The following is a 1,545-nucleotide window of genomic DNA, read 5'->3' as shown; positions in this document are numbered from 1 at the left end:
CTTACCCATCTCAACGAAACGGCCACCCTCACCCAGACACCCCAACGAAGCATCAACAAACTCCCCCGCCAGACTGTTCAACACCACATCCACACCCCGACCCCCCGACACCTCCCGGAAACGCTCCGCAAACCCCACATCCCGCGACGACGCAATCCGCTCCCGCGGCACACCCGCACCCTCAACCACACCCCACTTCGCCTCACTCGCCGTCGCAAACACCTCCACACCCCAATAACGCGCCAACTGCAACGCCGCCAAACCCACACCACCCGCAGCCGCATGCACCAACACCGACTCACCAGCCGCAACCCCCGCCAAATCCGCCAACCCATACCACGCCGTCAAAAACACCGTCGGCACCGACGCCGCCCGCTCAAACGACCACCCCTCCGGAACCCCCACCACCATCCGATAATCCGTCACCACCACCGACCCAAAACCACCCTCACACAACCCCATAACCCGATCACCCACACCCACACCCACCACACCCGCACCCACACCAGTCACCACACCAGCAAACTCAGCACCCATAACCCCCTCACCCGGATACTCACCCAAAGCAATCAACACATCCCGGAAATTCACCCCAGCCGCCCGCACCTCCACCCGCACCAAACCCTCACCCAAAACCCCACCACCCAAAAACCCCACACCACTCACATCAACCGCCACCACATCCTCCAACGACCCCCGACCACCCACCGGCTCCAACCGCCACACCCCACCCACCGGCACACCCACACCACCCGACCCCAACTCCACCAACCGAGGCACCCACACCACCCCACCCCGCACCGCCACCTGCCACTCCCCCGCACCCACCGCAACCCCCACCACACCCACCAAACCCAACCCACCACACCCATCCCCAACCACCGCATCCACATCCACCGCATCCACATCCACATCCACCAACACCACCCGACCCGGATGCTCCACCTGCACCGAACGCACCAAACCCACCACCCCAGCCGAACCACCCACCACACCCACACCACCCGACCCCACACCCACATCCACACCACCCGACGTCACACCCACACCACCCGACGTCACCACCACCAACCGACCCACACCCACCCCCGACAACCACCCCTGCACCACACCCAAACCCTCAACCACCACACCACTCACACCACCACCCACATCCCCCACCCACGAACCACCCTCCACACACCACACCACCACCTCCGGCACCACCTCACCCAACTCCACCGCCTCCACCAACAACCCCACATCACCAAAACAAACCACCTCAACACCCCCACCAACCAAACCCCCAACCACACCCTCACAAACCAACCCCGACCCCACCACCACCCACACACCACCAGAACCCACACCACCACCAGAAACAGAACTCACAACACCCTCAGAAACAACACCCCCACCAGCCGGCAACTCAACCCACTCCACCCCAAACAACGACCCACCCACACCCGAAACCCCACCACCCAAAGACCCCACACCCACCGACCGCGCCACCAAAGAACCCACCACCGCCACCAAAGACCCCACCCCATCAACCATCTCCACCCG

At 63.6% G+C, this 1,545-nt stretch carries 1 protein-coding gene; it reads right to left on the bottom strand.

Features of this window, described 5'->3' with window-relative positions; all coding sequences use genetic code 11:
• The coding region (locus tag LG396_RS38715) for a SpnB-like Rossmann fold domain-containing protein (RefSeq protein WP_225798297.1) at positions 1-1,422 on the bottom strand (1,422 nt) is incomplete at its 3' end.
• Positions 1,423-1,545: the final 123 nt, after the last annotated feature.

Source organism: Streptomyces aculeolatus (genome assembly GCF_020400605.1).
GTDB classification, from domain to species: Bacteria; Actinomycetota; Actinomycetes; order Streptomycetales; family Streptomycetaceae; genus Streptomyces; species Streptomyces aculeolatus.
This window is presented reverse-complemented; position numbering and strand designations above follow the sequence as displayed.